This window comes from Dyella monticola (assembly GCF_003363155.1).
In the GTDB taxonomy this organism is placed as follows: domain Bacteria; phylum Pseudomonadota; class Gammaproteobacteria; order Xanthomonadales; family Rhodanobacteraceae; genus Dyella_B; species Dyella_B monticola.
Map to the genome: position 1 here is coordinate 169,068 of NZ_QRBE01000001.1, position 16,884 is coordinate 185,951.

The 16,884-nt window shown below is 53.6% G+C and carries 12 protein-coding genes; 1 reads left to right on the forward strand and 11 read right to left on the reverse strand.

Annotated features, from left to right (window positions below; genetic code table 11):
* Window positions 1-69: 69 nt before the first annotated feature.
* From DWU98_RS00690 to DWU98_RS00730, 9 genes are all read right to left on the reverse strand, one after another.
* The gene (locus DWU98_RS00690) at window positions 70-1,005 is read right to left on the reverse strand and encodes a glycosyltransferase family 2 protein (protein ID WP_115493559.1); all 936 of its coding nucleotides are present in this window, start codon (window positions 1,003-1,005) and stop codon (window positions 70-72) included.
* Window positions 1,002-2,150 (reverse strand): glycosyltransferase family 4 protein, encoded by a 1,149-nt coding sequence (locus DWU98_RS00695; protein ID WP_115493560.1) that lies wholly within the window; start codon window positions 2,148-2,150, stop codon window positions 1,002-1,004. Before DWU98_RS00695 ends, DWU98_RS00690 begins: the two co-directional genes overlap by 4 nt.
* Entirely contained in the window at window positions 2,147-4,081 is a 1,935-nt protein-coding gene (gene asnB, locus DWU98_RS00700) for an asparagine synthase (glutamine-hydrolyzing) (protein WP_115493561.1), read from the reverse strand. Before asnB ends, DWU98_RS00695 begins: the two co-directional genes overlap by 4 nt.
* The gene (locus DWU98_RS00705) at window positions 4,069-5,052 is read right to left on the reverse strand and encodes a class I SAM-dependent methyltransferase (RefSeq protein WP_115493562.1); all 984 of its coding nucleotides are present in this window, start codon (window positions 5,050-5,052) and stop codon (window positions 4,069-4,071) included. The genes asnB and DWU98_RS00705 overlap by 13 nt, the downstream gene beginning before the upstream one ends.
* Window positions 5,053-5,180: 128 nt before the next feature.
* Complete coding sequence (locus DWU98_RS00710; RefSeq protein WP_158544917.1) at window positions 5,181-6,437, reverse strand: lipopolysaccharide biosynthesis protein; 1,257 nt, start codon at window positions 6,435-6,437, stop codon at window positions 5,181-5,183.
* Window positions 6,438-6,442: 5 nt separating this feature from the next.
* Window positions 6,443-8,380, reverse strand: a complete 1,938-nt coding sequence (locus tag DWU98_RS00715; RefSeq protein WP_115493564.1) for a hypothetical protein — start codon at window positions 8,378-8,380, stop codon at window positions 6,443-6,445.
* A gap of 117 nt (window positions 8,381-8,497) precedes the next feature.
* Entirely contained in the window at window positions 8,498-10,435 is a 1,938-nt protein-coding gene (locus DWU98_RS00720) for a tetratricopeptide repeat protein (protein WP_115493565.1), read from the reverse strand.
* Between the two features lie 86 nt (window positions 10,436-10,521).
* On the reverse strand, window positions 10,522-10,956 hold the full coding sequence (locus tag DWU98_RS00725; protein ID WP_115493566.1) for a pilin: 435 nt from the start codon (window positions 10,954-10,956) through the stop codon (window positions 10,522-10,524).
* 315 nt (window positions 10,957-11,271) lie between these two features.
* Window positions 11,272-11,706, reverse strand: coding sequence for a pilin (locus DWU98_RS00730; protein ID WP_115493567.1), 435 nt, complete (start codon window positions 11,704-11,706; stop codon window positions 11,272-11,274).
* 179 nt (window positions 11,707-11,885) lie between these two features.
* Between DWU98_RS00730 and DWU98_RS00735 the strand changes: the two genes are divergently transcribed.
* The gene (locus DWU98_RS00735) at window positions 11,886-14,015 is read left to right on the forward strand and encodes a S9 family peptidase (protein WP_115493568.1); all 2,130 of its coding nucleotides are present in this window, start codon (window positions 11,886-11,888) and stop codon (window positions 14,013-14,015) included.
* Between the two features lie 59 nt (window positions 14,016-14,074).
* Here the strand turns inward: DWU98_RS00735 and DWU98_RS00740 are convergent, their stop codons facing one another.
* Window positions 14,075-15,757, reverse strand: a complete 1,683-nt coding sequence (locus DWU98_RS00740; RefSeq protein ID WP_147293169.1) for a tetratricopeptide repeat protein — start codon at window positions 15,755-15,757, stop codon at window positions 14,075-14,077.
* A gap of 125 nt (window positions 15,758-15,882) precedes the next feature.
* Window positions 15,883-16,851: a magnesium/cobalt transporter CorA gene (gene corA, locus DWU98_RS00745; RefSeq protein WP_115493570.1), complete on the reverse strand. Its 969-nt coding sequence runs from the start codon at window positions 16,849-16,851 to the stop codon at window positions 15,883-15,885.
* Between the last annotated feature and the right edge of the window lie 33 nt (window positions 16,852-16,884).

Here is a 16,884-nt window from a genome sequence, read left to right on the forward strand (position 1 = left end):
GTTAGGAAGCAAGGCTGCAGATTTGCTTGGACCAGTTGTCGCATTGCGACAATGTGCAACTGATCGTCGCTAGGGCCGCGCTTGCTGCTCGTCGCCGTTATCCGTTTGTTCGAGAGTGCTTCCATAAAGAAAAGCGCCGGCAGTAATTAGCTTAACGAGAGAGTAAGCAAGAAAAAAAGGCAGCCGTGGTAGCGTATTGTCAAGCATCCGCGCCGCTGGTTTGATGAAAGGGGCCAGCAAACGTGCTGGCAGATATAGCCAAGTATGAAGGCGCGCATCGATGCGCGCATAACCCAGAGTGCGATATTCCTTCATGTGGTGAGATGAGAACGTCCTTGCAGAAAGCGCGGCCGCTTGAATCATCTTTTCCACAATACTGGTGAGGTGCACGGCGTCGTTATGGAGCACGGACGCTTCCAAAGGCCACGCGATAGCACCTATAGACGAGAGTCGAATAAGAAACTCCCTATCTTCAAATCCATAGTGTCGATAGCTGGCATTGAATTCCCCCGCCTGCTCAAACGCTGAGCGTGCGACAGCAAGATTTTGAGTGCTCCCGACCCAGACGTGGCCTTGCCGGTGCTGCTTTTGCCTGCGTAGAGATGCGAGGCGTTGATATTTGTCCCAGAATCCACCCCCTACGCCTAAAACGTGTCCGGTGCTGCCGACCGCATTGTGGCGGAGTGCATGCATGTGCGAAGCGAGAAATTTATTGTCTGAGGGCAGGCAGTCGCAGTCGATAAAGAACAGATATTGCCCCTTGGATGCACGGCTACCGGCATTTCGAGCGCCTGCACGACCGATATTCTTCTCAAGTTGCAGCAGTTGGACATATTTCAGGTCCTTCACCGTTTCTGGAGGAATCTCGCCTGAGCCGTCGTCAACTATAACTACGTCCAGCTCTGTTTCAGCGGGGAGGACTTGTCTGCCTAGCGCCTCTGCAAGAGTGTAGGCCCCGGTCCAATTTCTATATGTAGGGATTACAACACTAATAAACTCTGTCATACGGCGACTTCTCTTGAGCGAAGCCGACGCTGCAAATCTTCGAACAGCGAAATATAGCGGCGCGAGGTATGTTCAATATCAAACAGGTCTTCCACGACTTTGCGACAATGAATCCCGCGAGCTCGCAACAGCTCATGATGTTCGTTCAGCGCGGTGAGGATGACTTCTGCCAAGGCGCCGTCATCTTCGGGTTGCACGACCCAGCCCATGTCTTGTTTGATATAACAGTCAAGACCGCCGCAGCAGGTCAATATGACGGGTAGCGCGCGCTCCATAGCCTCAAGGCCGGCGTTAGACATACCTTCATATCTGGACGGCAATATGTATAGTTGGGCCAGTTCCAACTCCTCCAGCACACGCTGCGCGCCTAGTTCGCCGAGCCAAAGGACCTGAGAAGAAAGGCCGAGCTCCTCCGTCATTCGTTCCAAGCGCGCACGCTCTGGACCATCTCCCACAATCACGAATTCGTAGGAGGAGAGGTGAGCGCGTATGTGTGCAAGGGCTTGAAGCAATACGTCATAACCCTTTTGAGGAGTAAGTCGACCCACGGCAATGCACCGCAAGATGTGCGACGGCTTTCGGATGCAAATTGGTTTTACGTAGATACCATTCGGAATGGTAGTGAAGTTATGGCCGGAAAAGCCTTCGGCCTTCAGCTCGGCAATCATGCCCTCTGCAATAAGATTAATGGCGTCGCATTCTTTGTCGAGGAGGCGGATCAATCGATTCGACATAGGAATAGATCGAATGAACGTTATATCTCCGCCAGTACCGGTATTGGCCGGGGTTGCGATCAATGGAGTGCTCAATAGTCCCCAACGTTTGAGCAACGCGACGGTCGCTGCGCCTTCCCCGAGGAAACGAGTGTAGACAACATCGACGCGGTGCCTAAGTCTCAGCAAAAGCCACGAAAGAGATAGTGTGTAAGTCAATACCCGGCCTATTCGGCCGAGTGCAGAAAATGTGTGGATGCAATGGGTCTCGATGGCGCCAGAGGGCGTTTTTACGGGGGAGCTGCCCATGCGCCGACCGAGGCAAATGATCTCATGACCCTGTTCATGCCACTTTTCTATGAGCCGCATGGCTTGCATTTCAGCGCCGCCGGTCACGAACTGTGGTAGGTCCGATATGACGAGTATCCTCACAGGGATCGCCCTATCTTCATATATGATCGCCAGCTACAGAGCATGAGGACGTTCCAAAGCACTTGCCCCGCGTCAATTCTGAGGCGCAAATGATTGCGCCAGAGTCTTTGCACTTCCGCGACATCTACAAGTGGTAGCTCGCGTAATGATTCAGTCGAAAGCAGCGTTTCTGCCCAGTCTCGAAGGGGGCCTCGCAACCATTGAGTAATGGGAGGGGCAAAACCTTGTTTTGGCCGATCGACCAACGAGGCCGGTACGTACTGTCTGAGTAACTTACGGAGTGGGCGTTTGCCGACATTGTCCGAAAAGAGTGCAGAATCTCGCATGTGCCAAGAAAGTTCGACGATACGGTGATCTAGTAACGGGACTCGTGCTTCTAGGCTATAAGCCATTGTGGCGCGATCAACTTTGTGCAATATGTTGTCGGGTAGGTAGTCAGCCTGATCTGAAAACAGCACCTTTCGCAAGGGGCTTTGGATATTCATTGGACGTGGCGTTTGGCTCTGTGCTTGTCCAAAGGTAGATGACTGAATGTGCGTAAAACCAGCGCCTGCTATGAAGGAAAGCCGTAAGTCGTCAATGTCGCTGAACTGCGTGCGTTCGCGAAGTCGCTCAAGACGCTGCGAAGATTTGGAATAAAATGGCGTCAGAAGGTGTGACGCCATGGTCATGGCGGATAGCGCGGGCTTGAAAACGTGCCGTGCGGAAAAGCTAGATTGATTGAGCCATTTCCATATCTGCAATATCGAAGCGTATCTACCGTAACCGGCAAATAATTCGTCGCCGCCGTCACCAGAAAGTACGACTTTGACTTTTTTGCGAGCCAGTTCGGACACAAGCAGGGTAGGGAGCTGTGAGCTATCCGCAAAAGGTTCGTCGAATATTGTGGCTAGCCTAGGAACAAGGTCTAGCGCGTGGGTGGCGCTTAGATAGAGGTCGGTATGTTCGCTACCGATGTGTTCGGCCACGACGCGCGCATAATTTGCTTCGTTGTGGCTACTTTCATCAAACCCTATACAGAAAGTTTGTATTTTTTGGGTTGAATGTTGCTGCATGATCGCAGTAACGAGACTGGAGTCGATGCCGCCAGAAAGAAACGCCCCTATGGGTACGTCTGCAGTCATACGCATTGCCACGGCGTCATGAAGTAGATCGCTCAATGTACTGAGAAGGGCGTCTTCATCTCCCACGTCGCTTTCATTGAGCCCTGTTTCGGCAAAATTCTGTAATGACCAATACTGAACTATACGGTGCGAAAGATCCGCCAGCGTTTGAGTGTTATTAAACTCGTCGGCGTTGAGGGTCAACATTGACGCAGGTGGAAGGCGGTAAATACCATCGATAGCAGATTGGGCGCCTCTTACATAGCCCAGACTTAAGACGCACGAAATAGCTCCGGCATGCATGCGAGGGGACCAGTCCGGGATTGTGCATAGCGCCTTGAGCTCTGATGCAAATGCAAAACGACCCTTTGGCCAACCGAAATAAAGGGGTTTTTCGCCCATGCGGTCACGAGCAAGAGTCAGCGTTCTTTTTGCTTTGTCCCACAGCGCGAGTGCGAACATTCCATTGCAGCGCTGGAGAGCAGCTTGAACACCCCATCTCTCTATACATGCAAGTAGTACTTCCGTATCAGAATGTCCCCGCCAAGGATAACTGGGGTCGACCCGGCCGATCTCCTCTCGAAGTTCATTGGAGTTATAAATTTCTCCGTTATAGACCAGGACAAGATTGCCGCTATTCGAAATCATTGGCTGATGACCGGCCGCGGTCAAGTCGACGATCGAGAGTCGCAGATGCCCCAGCAGCAGTCCTCCGCCTGACCACATACCAATGTCGTCAGGGCCCCGATGCCGTATGCTGCCAAGCATTCTCGCCAGCGCAGTTTGAGCGTCGGCACGTTCGCTGACTAGCCCAGCTATACCGCACATGACGCCAAATCTACTTTTGGCTTCTCGCAAAACGCCTCCACGCCATTACCTCCCTTGACGACGACAATGTTAATTGCACCTAGGTCGCTCAGGGTTTTGTGAATTTGTTTTGGAGAGCGTCGGTGTTTATAGACGTCAGTCATGGCGTCATGTGTGTCCAGGAGCATCCACTCGTAGTACATGTCGCGATCCCGTAACCCAAAGCTTGGGTAGTGATTCATGATCGGGGTAAGTCGGCTGAGAGCGAATTGGATGATTTTGGATTTGCGAAATGCCCAAACCATAGGGAACCAAAAATCGAAAATGCGTTTTACGGCGCCGAACTGTTTTTCTTTGGGTAGCTTCAAAAAGTAATGTCGATAAGCTATCGCAGCTACGCCAAGTGGAGGTGGGAGAAAATTGCGGAACTTCCAGCGGTAGTGATCAATGACCAGGCGCCCCCCAGGCTTCACCATCTGCCACAACGAGCGAATGCTTTCCTCCGGATCTGGCGTGTGCTGGAGCACACCCAGGCATACGACATAGTCATAACTTGCTTTGACAAAGGGGATGTATCGTATATCAGCTTGTACGAGCGTCAGTCGATCGCAAGAGCCATTGTTATTCGCATTGGCATCTACTGCAGACGAATAGTCGAACGAATCCACAATGGATCCATATTTGAGCAATATTTCAGTAAATCGACCGGAGCCGGACCCCGCCTCAAGCACACGTTTGCCCGCAAGGCTCTTCAGTTGTCCTTGCATGCACCGCTCGAGGCGGTCTTCTGACAAAGTAAGACCGCTATAGGAATCCAGTTGTGTTTTTGGAAATCGATTCCATTGGTCTCCAAAGGCATTGGCGTAATTTTCGGATGAAACAAATCGCGGAACCCCGCGGATGATGGGGTAACTCTCTCCGGTAGATGAGACCAGCACGCTATCCTTGTGAGTGACCTTATTGCCGTGAGGATCTGTGACGTTAGAGAACATAGGTGGTTTGGGATTTCATAGCAGTAGTTGTGAATGGATTATAACGGTGCCATAAACGTTAAATTTGATAGACCTACCGTCTAAAGGCCAATCACTTGGAAATTGAACGCAATTGTGAAAAAGCCAAGCTAAGTCGACTGCTTTTTTTGCAGGGCCCAAACCACTAGCCAGGTCGCAACGCCTAACGCGGCCTCTGTAGTAGTGATCATTGCTACGGCACCTCGTAGACCGTAATGGGGTATCCAAAGCACGGCAGTGAGAATTAAGGTGACTAGTCCGCAGCCCTCGATTAGTACGCGAATCCGCTTTTTGTCGTGCGTGATCAAAATGTTGCTCCCCAGCACGCGTAATCCGTAGCAGGGTACGAATAGAGCCATCCAGCGAGCAACTGGTACGGCGGGCTCAAAAGTAGGGCCCAGGAGCCATGGGAGAATACCTGCAAAGGCCCAAAAGAAGGCTCCCATTAAGAGCCCGCAAACCAGAGCGCTGGTCAATAGATGGACAATTAATAGGGGATGCTTTTCCACACCGCCACCGTGGCGGAACAGACGTGGTCCCGCCGCCATGGTTAGCGCCTCCACTGGTAGCGCCAAAACGGTGGCAAAGCGATAGAAGGCTGCGTAGAAACCCGCCACTTCAGATGTTGCCAGCCGTAGCACCAGGGTCTTATCGAGCGATGCCAATGCATTATTGACCATCCAAACCATCGAAAAGCCTAATCCTTCGGTGACATCCCTGCGGGTCAAGGTAAAGGAGGTGCGTCCAGGGTGCAGCCGCATTTTTACCCACAGCACACAAAGGGCGGCACACATCAGGCTCGCGCAAGCGTGGAGCCAGGCATAGGTTTCTAGCGTGCGTTGATTTACAAAGCACCAGAACGCTAGCGCGGCTAGGACGCGAAAAGATGCCATCAGAGCCGACAATGCAGCAGCAATACTCATGAGTTGACGCGCTGAAAACGCAAATGCCGCCAGCGAGACAATTGGAAGCAGCGCTATCTCTGAAAGCGCGATCGGGACTCCAAGATGCCATGCCGCGTAACTATTGAACAACCATCCACTGATTGGAATGAACAAGACACCTAGAATTGTGCCGCTGGCAAGACAGGCGATGAGAGCTTTATACCATCGGTCCGCGAAGAGCGATGGATCGCGGGCTGCATCCTGCAGCATTAAAAGGCCTAGCCCTAGGCCAGTGAAACCTCCGATGGCCGTAGCGAGTCCTACCATGCCAGTAAATGTGCCATAGCCTTTGGCACCCAATATGCGAGCAATCACGATTACCCATAGCGCCTGACCGGCCACGCGAACGCCCTGCCAGAAAGCGACATATAAAGTGTCTTTTGCGAGGTTCCCGGCTGGGATATGTCGTAGCAGCGCGCGCATAAAACTCATCCGCGATCAGAGTTCGCGGGGGAGTTGGCGGCGTCTATCTGCCTTTGCAGCGATTGAATGCCATCGGTGAGACGTCCGCCGATATTCATGCGTTGTAGCGCTTCCATTTGGGAAGGTAACTCGTCCCATTGCCGGCTGGCAATCAGCATCCGTATAAGTGTGATGCGATAAGCGGGTTCATTTGGGGCGACCCCGATCGCTCGTTGTATTAACTGCCTGCCGAGGGTTTGTTCTCCCATCACGTTCCATGCATAGTCGCTATAGGTCGCAAGCAAGCGTGCGCTTGGGTTGGGATGAGAAAGTGCTGCATCAAAAGCAGCTACCATGCGTTGCTTTGGTAGTTCGCATAGTTCATCGCGCGCGCATTGCGACAGCGCGGCTAGCGAGCTTTCATCCTGAACGCCAGGTTGGCGCATGGCGAGTTTGCTAATCATGCTGTCCCACCAACTCTCCTTGAGGGGGAGGCGCATGCGCGAATTCATGAAGATAAGAGCTTGTTGGGGGAGGATAGATGATTCGGGCAATGCCGCAGCTCTCTCAAGGGGAGCATAGGCGAGTCTTGTATAGAGAGATAACGGATCGTAATGTGAATAAATAATGTAGGTGCGCCCCAGCTCGTATTCAGCGCGAGGTGAATCCGGCGCGCGCTCGGCCAGCGTTTGCGCGAGTCTGAGCGGGTCACCCCAGGCATTCGCCGACACGGCCGTTTCGGCAGTCCACAGCAGCATAAGACCACCGAGCAATACGCGGCCGGCGTACGTAAATAAAGCGGGTTGACAATAATCGAGCACTGGCACGATCGCGAGCATTAGTCCGAAGCTCGCGAAGTAATTTCGATGTTCGTATACGAGCTCCAGAGGGAGAATGGTCGCCGTAAGCAGCTGGCAGCCTAGAGATAGCAATATGCCCAAAGCGACGAGAGGGGCGCGTTTTCGCAGTGCTAACGCTCCAGCCATCAATGCCACCAGAACACAGATGGAGGCTAGTGTCGTCCATGGTGAAACCAAGCTGGAAGAAGGAATGAAATTGTCGTGGTAAAACGATAAGGCGTGCGGAGTTGGCAGCAGTGTCCATATGACATAATCAACTACTACACGTGTTTCGGTGAGTAGCCGGGTTCCCAGGGTGAAATCGCGAGTAGCCCACGTTCCCGGGTTCAACAGGTTTGGAAGCAACCAAGCCGTGCCTAGTATTGCCGGCAACGCGAGCACTATGAAAAATAGCGTGATGAGCGCCTTATCACGCCCGCGCGAAGTTGTTCGAAAGCCGAACAGCAATGCTTCAATCGTAAAGGCATACAAGGGCAGCATTACAGCTGTTTCTTTAGCCAGAATCCCTAACGCTGTTGGTAACACCAGGCTGACTGAGCACAAAGCAATGGCGATGCCGGGGCGCCGGGCTGACATGTGTTGGCGAACCCATACATAACCTATCAAGCCAGACAAGACGAACAAGTTGGCCAGGCTTTCCATGCGCTGTACCACATACAGAACGGAAGTGAGGTTGATGGGAAGTAACATCCATGCTGTGGCGACCAACGCAGCAGTTATTGCGCGCATCTGTATGTCACTGCGCCAGCGTGCAGTCGTCAGCAGTAGACGCGCCAAAACAAAAACCAACCAGCCATTACATAGATGAATGACCAGATTGGTCAGCTTCATCGCGAATGGATCCAAGCCAGACATTAGATAATTTGCAGCGAAGCTGAGCGAAGCCAGAGGCCGCTTGAAGTCGCTAGCGGGAGAAGACAGCGCGGCGCGGATCATCGCGGCGAGCCCGAAGTGATGGGGCTGCACGCCAGGGTTATCTACGATGTTGGGATAGTCGTCAAAGAGCCAGCCGCCATGAAGGCCGGGCCAATACACCAAAGCGGTGATGATCAGGCCGAAAAAGAGGGCAACATATCCGCTGCGGATCAGGCGCGTGAAGTTCATGAGGCGGTGGCACCGCAAAATTCTTGCGAAATGGAGTGCCTATTTGATCGGATGGGCAATTTGCTGGTCATGGAGGGATGATAACCGGCCGTGACTGCAGAGTCCCGGATGGGTCGATCAGCTCGATGGACGTCGTTGACCAGCGCTTTCCAAGCCTGCATTCACTTTCGCCTGCAACATGGTGATAGCTGGCGTGCCCCGCAGGCTTGGCTGGATATTTTCGGCTTCGTCAAGGACAGCCGCCGCTTCCTGAATGCGATGGTTATTGGCCAGATAAGCGGTTAGCTGCTCAACGTAGTCGGGGGTGGCTTTTTCCAGCAACACGACCTGGCGCCATTGTTCGATCGCAACTGCCGGTGCGTTTAGAGCGCGAGCGGCCAGCTCAGCGTATTGCGCGTGCAGGCTAATTCGGCTTGGATCGCGCGCAATGGCAATTTTATAGGCTTTAGCGAGCTGGTAAGCGTCAAGGCTCGGGTTTGGACTGAGCCGCAACTCCATCAGGTTATAAAGAACGCGGTAATTTTCTGCGTTGATGGGTTGAATTTGCAGCTTGTGCTGCAAGCTTATCCACCAGGGCGTTGGACTAGGGCCGGGATGAAGGGCGATCTGGCTGAGCAAGGCTTCTTCAGGTAACGCAGTTGCGGAGTTCAGCTGGGTGGCCCGTTCCAGTTCTCTTATACCCATTGCGTAAAGCGGGTTGGTTGGGTTGTCGTTCGACATGGCTACGTACCGGCGTGCCAGGTCTTCCGCCGCTCTGGCCGATCCCGGATTGCTTTGAACTAAGGAAAGCGCCAACTGAAATGGGCTGCCCCATGTGGCTGCGCGCAGCAACGTCAAAAAGCAAAGATTTAGCATAAACATGATCGCTACAGCAGCGGGTACGTTCGAACGCAGACGTTGGCTAGCTATCCAAAAAAGGTCGGCTATTGCCAGCGAGACACCAAAGAGTGCTGGGTAATTGCGATGTTCGAACACAAGCTCTAACGACAGCGTACTGCTGGTTAATGCATGGGCAAGGAAAAACCACCCAATACCAAGCGCAAATAGGGGGCGGCGCCGGTGCAAGGTGATAGCTAATCCGGCCAAGCCAATTAAAAACAAGCCACTCCATAAGGTGCTGAGGGGGTCGAAAAGTCCTGTGGAGGCTGGGTAGTTGTCGTAATAGAAGTGGAGTTCCCTGGGAAGTGGGAGCACTGCCCATGCCAAGTACATGCAGAGCACGCGCAACTGCGTGAATTCCCGCTGCGTAGCATCAAAATGGCGCCCAACGTAGTAGACCGGCGAAGCGTAATGAGGCAGCAGATATGCAACTACTACGACGAAACCTAACGCGGTACCAACGGTGTAACCAAGTTTCCAGGCACGATGAATTGCGGCCTGTTGTGCTTCAAATCGAAATACGGTCAACTCCAGTAACAATGCGTAAGCGGGGACCAGGATCACCGTTTCCTTGCAGTTATAGCCGATGATGACAGCTGTTATGCAGAGCAATAGCCATGGCCACGCGTGCTCTCTGCGCATCTGGCGTTGCCTTGCTCGGGAGTACGCAAGCAGCGCGAGTAGTGTAAAGGTGAAGCCCAGAAGCTCCATGCGCTGAACAACGTACATCACGGCTGAGACCTGTAATGGGTGTACAGCCCATGCCGTAGCAATTCCTAAGGACCAGTAGTCCAGCCGCTTTGGCAAAGACGTTTGCATATTCCAGCAACGTCTTAGCAGATGGCGTGCTAGTAAAAATACCAGGAATGCGTTGAAGAGATGGATGCAGAGATTGGTAACTTTGAAGCTAAATTCGCTGCCACCCAATGCGTAGTTCAAGGCATAACTTGACATCGCCAAGGGACGCTGAATGTTGGCTTGTGACCAAATCCATAAAGCCTGCCATTTTTCCCAGTGCCAATGGGAGATATGCACCGCGGGGTTTTCAGCAAATACAGGGTAATCATCGAAGATGAAGCCGCCAGACACTGCGGGCCAGAACATAAGGGCCGTCAATACGCAAAGCGTCAGCGCGAGTAACGTGGTTCTCAGGACTGGTGTTTTTGAGTCTGTCATGCAGTCGACGCTTTTTTCTCTTTACATAATCAAAGGCCGCCTTGCGGCGGCCTTGATTGCAATACAGCGAAGTTGCGAAAGCAAGCTTATTGGCAGCTCGCTGGCGCGTATTGGGTGGTGATCTTCGTTCCGTCCGTCGCGCATGTCCAACCGCCCGACGTACCGCGAGTCCATATGACCGTGCCACCCTGGATCTTGGCATTTGCATGACCGCCCATCGTGGCAGTGATTGTTGTGCCGGCACCAGTGGCGGTCCATGCAACTACCGGAAAGCCCGGGCTCAAAATGTCCGAAGAGGAAGCGGTATCTACGCAGCTGGCGGTGCCGAAGTTGCTCAGGCCGTTGTTCAAGCAGTCTTCAATTGCGGTTTTCAGATCACCGGCTTCACCCATCGCGCGGGTCACCTGCGAACGGATCACGTAGGTCTGGTATTGCGGAATGGCGATAGCCGCCAGGATGGCGATGATCGCAACCACGATCATCAGTTCGATCAGGGTAAAGCCCTTCTGCATGCTCTTCATGATGGTTCCTCTGTTTAGGTCGAAATGACCGTTTCTCACGCCCCCTGCGCCCCGCCCGGGTTCCCTATTTCGGAACCGGCCCCAACACGAGGTCAGGAACAATCAGGAAGCTCTCGATGAAAGCAGCACTAAATGTGCCATTCCTTCGCCCCATACCTCGGGGATTACCGAAGGTTATGGGATTGTGCATGGGGTCTCAGTACCCAGCAAGCTCCCAATGGGATGGAAAAGCCGGAAATGTGGACTCCGTCGGATAGGAATTTTGCCAATGACGCGCTAGGGCAATGAGTGACGCTCTTGGTCACGCCCATTAGGTCAGTTTGCGATGCAACCGGCGGGAAGTACCTCGCTGGGAATGTTAGAGGTTACGCAATCCCAGTCCCCACTAGTGCTCCGTTGCCAGCTGATAGTGCCATTGCTGAGGAGGGTCGATGAATTTACGAGGGTGCATTGAATGACCCCCTGACCATTTGTTGGTGCCTGCGCTGAGATGTTGCAACGAGGAGTGCTCGCCGGGAGGCCTAGGTTGTCGACATTTGCGTAAGAGGTGCCTGTTTGTATCCCCTCATCAAAGAGCAATTCGTAGGCGGTTCGACCCGGGCTTATCTCGGCCAGCGCCGCCGTCAACTGCGATCGGGCAACGTAGACCTGGTATAGCGGGGTGGCAATAGCCGCCAAGATGGCAACAATGGCCACCACGATCATCAGCTCAATCAACGTAAAGCCCGCAGATGCGCGCTGGCTTGGCATGGCGTAGTCCCCTGGATATTCACGACAGATGGGGCACGTTCTATGCCAAATTCTTGGTTGGATTGTGATGCGTGCCGCTGTTTTGGACGGGCCACTGGGGCGGCCACTTCGATGCCTGACTTGCACGCAGCCGGATACCCCCTTACCGTCCTGGGCTTCGCAATCCTTGGGAGTTCTTCATGAAGCTTCTGCTCGCTGCCCTGCTGTTGGCGCTGGTGGTGCCAGCGATGGCCACGGATTCCTCGCCCGGCGTACCTATCGAAACCGGCTCCGGCCACCCTTTCGATGTGCATGACCTGGTAATGCTGGATCGCGTGAGCGATCCGCAGCTTTCGCCAGACGGACGCTACGCGGCCTTCAGTGTGCGGAGCACGGATTACGCGGCCAACAAAGGGGTGAATGCACTCTACATAGAGGACCTGGCCAAGTCCGGCAGTAAGCTGGTGAAACTCCCGCTAAAAGGCGCTTCCTCGCCGCGCTGGTCTGCAGACGGTCATGCGCTTTATTACCTGGCGGCAGCAGGAGAAACGAGTCAGCTTTGGCGCCTGGACTTCGCCACGGTTCAAGGCGCATTGGATATCAATGCCGCCAAGCCCGTGCAAGTAAGCCATGGCCCCTTGGATATCGAGGCCTACAAGCTCTCCGCGGACGGCAAAAGCGTTCTGCTTTCCTACGCTGTATTCGCCGATTGCAGTGATCTTGCCTGTACGAAGGAGCGCCTCGATGGCCGTGCCAAGAACAAGGCAACCGGCACGCTTTATCAGAAGCTGTTCGTGCGCCACTGGGATACGTGGGCCGACGGGCGCCGCAACCAGCTTTACATCGCGCGATTCGGTGCGGATGGCAATTTGCCGGCTGAGCCGACATTGCTAAGCCGTGGCATCGACGGCGACATTCCCAGCAAGCCGTTCGGCGATGAGAGCGAATTCGCTTATTCACCCGATGGGAATACGGTGTATTTCGATGTGCGCATCGCAGGCAACAGCGAGCCGTGGTCGACCAACTTCGACATCTATAAAGTGCCGGCGGACGGCAGTTCCATGCCGCAGGACCTCACGGCGTCGAACAAGGCGTGGGATGCTTATCCCGTGCCGTCACCCGATGGTAAAACGCTTTACTACCTGGCGATGAAGACACCCGGTTTCGAAGCAGACCGTTTCGCCATCATGGCGATGGATCTGGCAACCGGTAGCGTGCATGAAGTTGATCCCTCCTGGGATCGCTCGCCCGGCGGCATGCAGATCAGCGCCGATGGCAAGACGTTATTCGTAACGGCGGACGACGAAGGTCAGCATCCGCTTTTTGCTGTGGACGTTGCCAGCGGCAAGGTCGACACCCTGGTGAGCGATGGCGCTATAAGCAGCTATTCCATCGCCGGCAAGCGCATCTTGCTGGCACGCGATGATCTCAAGCGTCCTTCCGACCTCTACACGGTTACGGCGGAAGGCAAGCATTTGAAACAGGTTACGCACTTCAACGCGGAACGTCTGAAAAACGCCAAGATGGGTGAGGCGGAATTCTTCACCTTCAAGGGCTGGAATAATGAAACGGTGCAGGGTTATGTGGTGAAGCCGGTCGATTACAAGGCAGGCCGCACTTATCCCGTCGCTTTCATTATTCACGGTGGCCCGCAGGGTGCCATGAGCAACGAGTGGAGTTATCGCTGGAATCCGCAAACCTACGCGGGCCAAGGTTTTGCAGTAGTCACCATCAACTTCCACGGATCTACCGGCTACGGCCAAGCGTTCACCGATTCCATTTCAGGTGACTGGGGCGGCAAGCCGCTGCAGGATTTGAAGCTCGGCTGGCAAGCTGCGTTGGATAAATATCATTTCCTGGATGGTGATCGCGCTTGCGCACTCGGCGCGAGCTATGGCGGCTATATGACCTACTGGATTGCCGGTGTGTGGAACAAACCCTGGAAATGTCTGGTGGATCATGATGGCGTATTCGATGCGCGCATGATGTATTACGCCACTGACGAACTGTGGTTTGAAGAACACGAGAATGGCGGTGCGCAGTTCAATGCGCCAGAGAACTACGAAAAATTCAATCCAATCGATCACGTCAAGGACTGGCGTGTGCCAATGCTGGTTGTGCATTCCGGCCATGATTTCCGCATCCCGATCACGCAGGGCCTTGGTGCTTTCACGGCACTGCAACGTCAAGGTATTCCCAGTGAATTCCTAACCTTTCCGGACGAAAATCACTGGGTACTCAAGCCGCAAAACAGTGTGCTATGGCATGAAACGGTCAATGCGTGGCTAAAGAAGTGGACGGCCAAAGATGGAGTTGCTCCATCTAATTGAGCAGAGCCCCAATCAAGCTCGATCAGGCGATTGGCTGGTCGAGCTTAAGGTGGGCCACGTCATTGGGGAGATCCAGGTTGCCCTTTACGCGCAAGAATTTCTTCGAGTAATTCCTTCGCCTTTTGGTTTGCAGGGTCAACAGCTATTCCCATGCGAACCGTCCGTTCAGCGGCATCCAACTTGTTTTCCTGCATTAATAATCGGCCGCTTAGCAAGTAATAAACCTGAAGCTGGCCCTTTTCCTTTGCAAGGAAGGCAGAACTTCTCATTCGCTGTAAAGCCAGGGTTGCACGTGAAATGTCATCATTGGCCGTTGCAAACTGGGCGATGCCGACCATACAAGAGAAGCAGGGCGTTGGATCTGACAACTCAGCATCGGCAAGTTTAGTCGCGGCGTCGAAATCTCTATATTTGATGTAAGCAAGTAACAAGGAGCTCTTGGCTTGAGACGCTTCGGGGTTTTTTGCTAGCGCCCAGCGCCAAAGGGTTACATCGTTCGACCAGAGTGGAAGTGTTAAGCGAATGGTTACGATGGAAAGCGCAAGCCACAGCGACGCGGCAGTCATCGAGCCTAAAAGGACGGCGCTTTTGGCATGATACGAAGGCAGTCGAAGCGGTCGATACAGCAAAGGGAGCATGGCACACATCACCGCGATGGCCATTGTTGCGTAACGTTCATGGTAAAGGCTGAGTTCAAAATGGCCAGGAATGATGTGCACTACCGGCAAAAGTGCGACGGTTACCGCAAGGATAATCAAGCCAAGTGGTGAGGCGTGCTTGATACCTGCATAGACTCCAAACGCAGGAATGCCTAATGCAGCTCCCGCCATGGCAAACGATACCAAAGACCAAGTATCGAAGATTGCTATGCTGACGGGATGAATGGGGCTCAGATCAGCAGTCGGCCAAAGGATGATTTTCCAATAATGCAAGTAGACAAAGCAGGCTTCCTGCAGCCTAGAAAAAAGCGAAATTGAATCGAACTTGAGGCCACCAGCGATGCTGCCGAGCGCCCAGTGCCGGAAAATGACATATGCGCACCCAGAAAGAAACATGCCGGCATACGCGAGCCCATTTCGATAAATGAGCACTCGTAGGGCCGAAGCGGTGGGCTGTTTGCCCGCTTGCTTGATAAGTATCCAATCGCACACTAGAACCAGGAGCGGAAATGAAATGGCCGATTCCTTTGCGCATGCTGCTAGAAAAAAAAAGATCGTGAGGCTAACGGCGCGTATGACCTGCTGTCGAATACTGATATTAGAAATCAAGCCTATAAGCATGAGCATGGTCAAGATAAGATCGAATTGACACCCAATCCATGCTACGGGCTCGATAAGTGCTGGGTGGAGGCCATAAAGCGCCATGCAAAGCGGGACAACCCATGTCCGGCCTTTAAAAGGTAAGGGAGTGTCCGTAGTGAGCTGCCACGCAAGCGTGCCAACGAGCGCAGTGTTGACAACGTGTATCGCCAGCGAAACCACATGCATGGGGCCGGGTGTGCTTCCAAACTGGTGTACTTGAAGCGCAAAAAAAGCAACCACAAGTGGGCGAAAATAGTACGTCCAAAAGTTAAAGCCGCGGAAGATGGCGTGCTTCCACTGATCGCCCTGAGTCAGCCAGGGGTAATCACGAAAGCTCTGCCAATCGTCCCAGACAAAATTTGCGTGGACTATCGGCCAATAAACTACGGCTACAACAAGTAGCACAATGCCGGAAAGGAAATAGACGAGAGTTTTGGACATGCTTTCCCCTGAATGCTGCCTTCTCATAATTAGTTGGTCGTGCTCGCCCAATTGTGGAAACGACGGTTTGCCAGAGCCCTGGGCGGACAGTTGCAGGTACTTTTTGCCATTCTTGCAAGTCGATGCTATAGCCATTTGGCGCGTTTTAGCGCCAAGTAAATACTTCCCACCAGGACCGCCACCACGCCGATTATCATAGGGTACGCCCACGGCTGGTTGAGCTCCGGCATATGTGTGAAATTCATGCCATACCAACTCGTCACTAGCGTAGGGGCGGCGAGCATCGCGGCCCAGCCGGCAAGCTTCTTCATTACCTCATTTTGGCCGAAGGTGACCAGGGAAAGGTTGACGTTGATCGCAGCGGTAAGCATTTCGCGCATGGCGCTGATGGATTCGTTGACGCGGAAGACGTGGTCGTAAACGTCTCGGAAGTAGGCGCGCAGTTCATCCGGAATCAGCTCTGGATGCAGGCGCACAAGCTGGTTGATGACGTCCTGCATCGGTGCGGCGGCGAGGCGAAGACTCATCAGATCGCGCTGCATGTCGTAAAGTCGGCGGACAGTATCGCGGTTGCGCGTTTCGGCGAAGATGTCCTTCTCGAGCGTCTGCAACTCCTCCCGAAAATCGCGCACAATAGGGAACAGATTGTCGACGACGAAATCGAGCACGGCATACAGTCCATATGCGGGACCGAGCGCCAACAGCTCCGGGTTTTTTTCACAACTGTGTCTGGCCGGGGTGTAAGAGAGCGATGCCCCGTGGCGGATGGTGATGAGATAGCGTTTGCCCAAAAAGATGTGCGTCTCGCCAAAAGCGATGTGGCCATCAATGAGCTGCGCTGTTTGCACCACAATGAACAGTGAATCTCCATAGGCTTCGACCTTGGTGCGTTGATGGGCCTGCTGCGCATCTTCGACGGCAAGGTCGTGTAGGTCGAATTCTTCCTGCAGCTTTATCAAAAGCGCTGCATCGGGCTCATGCAAGCCGATCCAGACGAACGTATCGGGCTGCTTCACTATCTCGCTAATGTCATCGACGTCGATGTCGCGCAGGCGGGAGCCGTCGGTGTGGTACGCCACACTATTCACTATCATGGAGGGTGACGCATTTGACATCGCTGTTGCCGG